This window comes from Pedobacter sp. HMWF019 (assembly GCF_003061025.1).
In the GTDB taxonomy this organism is placed as follows: Bacteria; Bacteroidota; Bacteroidia; order Sphingobacteriales; family Sphingobacteriaceae; genus Pedobacter.
In genome coordinates this window covers 1-4,406 of sequence record NZ_QAIL01000085.1, presented here as the reverse complement: position 1 = coordinate 4,406, position 4,406 = coordinate 1, and the positions used below count along the sequence as shown (strand labels likewise).

At 42.2% G+C, this 4,406-nt stretch carries 3 protein-coding genes; all 3 read right to left on the bottom strand.

Translation table 11 applies throughout. The features are described 5' to 3' along the window. Positions 1–348: 348 nt before the first annotated feature. The 3 genes from DBR11_RS05365 to DBR11_RS05355 are packed head-to-tail and all read right to left on the bottom strand — an operon-like array spanning position 349 to position 4,324. Positions 349–2,025 (bottom strand): sodium/sugar symporter, encoded by a 1,677-nt coding sequence (locus tag DBR11_RS05365; protein ID WP_108550581.1) that lies wholly within the window; start codon positions 2,023–2,025, stop codon positions 349–351. A gap of 50 nt (positions 2,026–2,075) precedes the next feature. Then, on the bottom strand, positions 2,076–3,266 hold the full coding sequence (locus DBR11_RS05360; protein WP_108550580.1) for a galactokinase: 1,191 nt from the start codon (positions 3,264–3,266) through the stop codon (positions 2,076–2,078). A gap of 2 nt (positions 3,267–3,268) precedes the next feature. Further along, positions 3,269–4,324, bottom strand: coding sequence for a UDP-glucose--hexose-1-phosphate uridylyltransferase (locus DBR11_RS05355; protein ID WP_108550579.1), 1,056 nt, complete (start codon positions 4,322–4,324; stop codon positions 3,269–3,271). Positions 4,325–4,406: the final 82 nt, after the last annotated feature.

Genomic DNA, 4,406 nt, shown 5'->3' with positions numbered 1-4,406 from the left:
GCGTTAATTTAATGAAAAGGGGCCGATCGAAAGATCTGGTCCCTTTTTCTTTTCCTAACTAACTACCCCTATCTCTCCAGTACTCTACCTCATACCCAGCTTCTGCCCTATACAAATTTCCCGGTCTCCACCCTGCCTCTGCAATTTGCTGTGAAAAATTCTCGTACGCTGTGGAAAGAACTCAGAGATCTGTCCGCTCCTTCAGCGAACCTGATATCGTTAGTCTTGAAGCAGCAGTACAGAATTTTTCAATAAAATTTTTTCAACAACTCTCTTAACCTGTTTGCCCATAAAAAAAACCTGGTCAGCAAATCTCGCCAACCAGGTTCCTCAAAAGCAGTAAAAAAACTACCAGTAAATACCGTAAAGCGCAACCAGTAACCCAACAATAAGCAATGCGCCAACCGCAAAACCTGTAGTCGTTTTGAACATCTTAGCGTCGATCTCCAAACCTTTGCTTTCGCCCCCGCGTTTAAACTGAAGCATACTAATAATATACATACCAATAACACAGAACACAAACACAAAACCCATTCTGTCAATAAAAGGAATCTCAAAAACCCCAGAAGAATTCTTAACCGAGAAACCCATACCTGATAACCACGAAAGATCCGTCCATAGAGGTAAGAATTTCAACACCAGAGACAACATAAAACCACCAATAGTAGCAAAAAGCGCCGCATCAGAAGTCGTCTTTTTCCAGAAAAACCCTAAGATAAACATCGCAAAGATACCTGGAGAAACAAAACCCGTGTACTCTTGAATATATTGGAAACCACCCTTTTTGTCAATACCCAAATGCGGAGCAATTAAAACACCAAGAATCATAGCCACAATAATAGTCACCTTACCTGTAACCACCAGACTCTTCTCAGTAGCATCCGGTTTAATCACCTTCTTGTAAATATCCAAAGTAAAAATCGTCGCAATACTATTCGCCTTACCCGCCAATGAAGCAACCACAGCAGCAGTAAGCGCCGCAAAAGATAAACCTTTCAAACCAGCAGGCAACAAGTTCAGTAACACCGGATAAGCCCGGTCAGGATTAACTGATCCACCCTGAACCATTTCCGATTGAAACGCACCATCCTTGTATAAAACATATGCGGCAATACCAGGTAAAACAACAATGATCGGCATCAATAACTTTAAGAACGCCGCAAATAAAATACCACCTCTTGCCGTTTTCAAATCAGCCCCCAAAGCACGTTGAGTGATGTACTGATTACAACCCCAGTAATTTAAGTTCACAATCCACATACCACCAATCAATACACTTAAACCCGGCAAATCAATGTAGTTCTCATTTTCGGGCTTCAAGATCATATGGAAATGTTCCGATGCTTTTGTAGACATCAAATGATAACCTTCCAAAATCCCTTTAGTACCATAGTGATCAGAAACCAGGTTTAGGGCCAGATAAGTTGTGGCCAAACCACCCAGGATCAGGAAAAACACCTGAATAACATCCGTATAACCAATTACCTTCATTCCTCCAAGAGTAATGATAATAGCAAATACAGCAATGGCGTACATACAGAACTCCAGGCCAAAACCAGAAATACTGCTTACGGCCAAAGCACCCAGATACAAAATAGAAGTTAAATTAACCACTACATACAACAGCAGCCAGAAAACAGCCATAATCATAGCCACAGTACCGTTATAGCGCTGGCTAAGGAATTGAGGCATGGTGGATATCTTATTTTTAAGATAAACAGGAATAAAAAATACAGCCACAACAATCAAAGTCGCAGCAGCCATCCATTCATATGTAGCAATAGCCAGTCCCATTTTAAAACCAGAACCACTCATACCAATAAATTGCTCAGCAGAAATGTTTGAAGCAATGAGAGAAGCGCCAATAGCCCACCAGGTCAATGACCCTTCCGCTAAAAAGTAATCTTTAGAGCCCGTAGATGCGGATTTTTTCTTGTTGTAGATGTAGAGCCCGTACGCTGCTACAATAACGAAATAGACTAAAAATACAATATAGTCCTTCGTATCCAGTAAATTGTGTTTCATCAGTTTATATTAGGTTTAGCAAAACCAGCCAAAAAGACTGGTTTTAATGGTTAATATTCAATAATTTGGCTTGTTCCTGAAGCAGTCTCTACGGCGTAGGCATCCAGCTTAAGGCCAAATTCCTGCAGATAACCCGCACTCACTGTTTTTATCAGCTCGTCAATATACGCTGTTTTTACAATATTAATAGTGCAGCCACCAAATCCTCCACCCATCATACGGGCACCAAGCACCGAATCTAAATCCCTTACACTGTCAACCAAAAAATCCAGTTCACTACAGCTCACCTCATAATCCTTACTTAAGCCATCGTGGGTTTCCAGCATCAATTGTCCCAACGCCTCGAGATTTCCTTGTTTTAGGAAATCGGCTGCCCTGCCCAATCTCTCAATCTCGGCCACAACAAACCTGCATTTCACAAAAACATTGCGGTCTTTTGATTCAACACATTCCTGCAACATCGCCAGCGTTACATCTCTCAAACTATTCACTTCAGGGTGTTTTTCTTTCACCCAGGCTACGCCCCGCTCACACTGCGATCTTCTTTCGTTGTATGCACTGTCGGAAAGAGAGTGCTTTACATTGGTATTGAGCAATAACAGTTTGTAATCGCCCAGATCCAGAGGAAGATATTCATATTCCATAGAGCGGCAATCGAGTAATATCGCATGGTCTTTCTTTCCAAAAACCGAAGCAAATTGATCCATGATCCCACAGCTTACGCCAGCAAAAACATGCTCAGCCTTTTGGGCAATCAGAGCCAGATCAAGTTGAGCTACCAATAAGGAGAACAATTGATCAAGCGCGTATGCCGTAGCACACTCTACAGCAGCTGAAGACGATAATCCAGCGCCGAGAGGAACATCACCATCGATATACAAATTGAAGCCTCCAAGGGTATAGCCTCTCTTCTGCAATTGATCTGCAACACCCAAAATGTAATTTGGCCAGCCTTTTTCAGAAGGTGCCAACGCAGACAGCGCTACAGTATGTGTTTGCTCATAATCTTTAGCAAACAAGTGTACCTGATCATCCTCCCTTTTGGATATGCCGATATAAATGGCTTTATCAATAGCCGCAGGCATCACAAAACCTTCGTTGTAATCGGTATGCTCTCCAATAATATTGATCCTTCCCGGCGATCTGACCAACAGAGGATCAACACCATATAAATTCTTAAATGCTTGTTTTAAGCCTTCAACATCCACTTTGACTGTTGAAGAGACTAATTTCGAGTCCATAATCAGGCTTTCTTTTGTTTATAATGTTCAACAGACAATTCTCTCAGACGCTGTGCTGCATATTCGGGTGTGATGTCCCGCTGCGCATTGGCCAGCAATTCATAGCCCACCATAAATTTCTTAACCGTAGCAGAGCGCAATAGCGGCGGATAAAAATGCATATGCCAGTGCCATTCCGGGTATTCTCCATTATTTACAGGGGCCTGGTGCATCCCTGCGGAATAAGGAAACGATGTTTCAAAAAGGTTATCGTATTTGGTGGTCAGTTTTTTCAAGGCATCGGCCAGGGCCTCGAGCTCGGATGCGGTAAAGAAATTAATTCCTGTTACGTGTCTTTTGCTGATGATCATGGTTTCATAAGGCCATACCGCCCAAAATGGAACCAATACCACAAAATGTTCGTTTTCAAACAAGATCCTTTCCTGTTTTTTAAGTTCCAGCTTTAAATAAGCCGAAAGCAAACTTCTGCGGTGAATAGCATAGTAATTTTTCTGACGCTCACTTTCTTTAATAATTTCCTGCGGAATACTGCTCTGTGCCCAGATCTGTCCATGCGGATGCGCATTGCTGCAGCCCATGATCTCCCCCTTGTTTTCAAAAATCTGGATATACTTGATCCAATTGTGAGCAGCAAGCTCCTCATATTCCTTCTGCCAAACCTTTACCACCGCAGTGATTTCTTCCAGGCTCAGTTCAGGTAAAGTCAGGTTATGTTTAGGACTAAAACTGATCACCTTGCACAGACCTTTTTCTGCACTGGCTACCAGCAGGTCCTCTTCATTGAGTTTATTTTCTGGTGTATCTTCGATTAAAGCCGCAAAATCATTTTTAAATACGAAACTGTGGGTGTAATCAGGATTAACGGCGCCATCTGCGCGTACATTTCCAGGACACAAATAACATTTAGGATCGTAGGCCGGGCGGTTGTCTGGGCTAAGTTCCTCTACCTTCCCTTGCCAAGGTCTTTTTGTGCGGTGCGGGGAAACCAGGATCTGCTCTCCCGTAAGGATATTTAAACGGGTATGCGGATTAGAATCAAGATCAAATAATTGCTGCATGAACAGGTAATATAAATGGTTAAAATTTTCTTAGCAGTGAGCTATCGCCGGGCAAATTAGTAATAATTTATTAATTGTCAAC